Source organism: Holdemanella porci, from assembly GCF_019052655.1.
Taxonomy (GTDB): Bacteria; Bacillota_I; Bacilli_A; order Erysipelotrichales; family Erysipelotrichaceae; genus Holdemanella; species Holdemanella hominis.
The window spans coordinates 1-1,545 of the sequence record NZ_JAHQVB010000127.1 but is presented as its reverse complement, the minus strand read 5'-3'; the positions used below and the strand labels follow the sequence as shown (position 1 = coordinate 1,545).

Below are 1,545 nucleotides of genomic sequence, written 5' to 3'. Positions count from 1 at the left end.
ATTATTTTTAACAGTTTGGCGGTACATGCGGTTTTGGCAGCTTTCGAATTTAGCGGGTTCGATTGCTGCTTTTTCTTTTGATAGAATCGATTCACTGGATTATCTTTAGCTCCTCTTATAGAACATCCTACAGCCAGAAACAATAGACACCTTAGATATTTATTTCCTTTTTTGGATATCTTTAAATGTTTTCCATCCTGGTCTCCTGACTGATATATATGCGGATCCAATCCTGCATATGCCACAAGTGCTTCTCTTGATTTAAATTCTTCTATATCTCCAATCTCTGCAATGATTCTTGCAGCAAGATTGGGCCCTATTCCATCAATGCTTGAGATATATCTATATTCTTCTAAAGTAGAAGCAACTGTTATCATTTCATTCAATGTTTTTTCACATTCCCTCTGTGTTTCGATTACCTTATCAAGTAATATTTTAAATATTTCAACTTCTACATCATCCTTTTCACATCCGGGATATGTCTTTTTCGCAAATTCTATTATTTTTAATGCATATTCTAAAGATACCTTATGATTATGACATGTATTTTTCTCAAGATATCTGGCAACTGTTTCAGCCTTCTTGTTCTTCAATAAATCCGGATGTGGATATTTCTTTAGGATTGTCATTGGAATATCACTGTATCCATCCTTAAATAAATCAAGATATCCCGGAAAACAGATGCTTAACTGATTTTGAAATGTAACCTTGTATTTTCTAAGATGATTCAACTGATCTTCATACAATCGATTCTTTTTCCTGAGCCAGTTATGTGTTTCATCCTTCTTTGTTAGTTCCATCATTTCTTCTTTATCATAATAAACTTTTGAAATAGATATTGGATCAAGCTTATCCGTCTTCTTATTATGTATTTCTTCTTTCCGCTTTCTGGCAGATTCTAAAGGATTGATTATATATGTCTTTATACTGTTCTTACTTAGAAATCTTTCTAAAGGTTTTGTATAAACACCGGTTGCTTCAAATACGGCACATACCTTTTCATTGGTTTCAGCTTCCAGCTTCTGAATATCTTCTAGAAGTCTTTTGAATCCTTCAATATCATGATCAATTTTCTTTACTTTACCAAAACGTTTATTGTTCTTGATAAAACACATGTAATGACTGTTTCCATTGGAAACATCAATGCTTACAATTGGACTTTCCATACAATACTTCCTTTCATTAAACAGTAGAGATAACTTCCAAATTTCTGCTCCATATTGTTTCGTTTTACATACTGACTTGATTCAATTACCGTCTTTTTAGATATAAGCTTATTCATAAACAGAAATAGGAAGAATGACGTTTTTTTTCACTGACTCAAAGGTCTAAAAAGAGCTACGTCATTTCTTCTCTAAGACTTTGTTCTCATTACATGCCTGCAAAAAGAAAAAGCCAGGAATATTATATCCTGACTTGAATACCATGAATAACTAAACAAACAGTTGATTCTCTTTCAATAGAAATGATTCTTGATCTGTTCATCTACATTATACAATTCTATATTAACCAGAATACTTTTCTTCCTGGTTTCATAATACGAAA

At 32.2% G+C, this 1,545-nt stretch carries 1 protein-coding gene; it reads right to left on the bottom strand.

All coding sequences use genetic code 11. The features are described 5' to 3' along the window. The coding region (locus tag KTQ83_RS11720; protein ID WP_217256934.1) for an IS110 family RNA-guided transposase at positions 1-1,166 on the bottom strand (1,166 nt) is incomplete at its 3' end. Between the last annotated feature and the right edge of the window lie 379 nt (positions 1,167-1,545).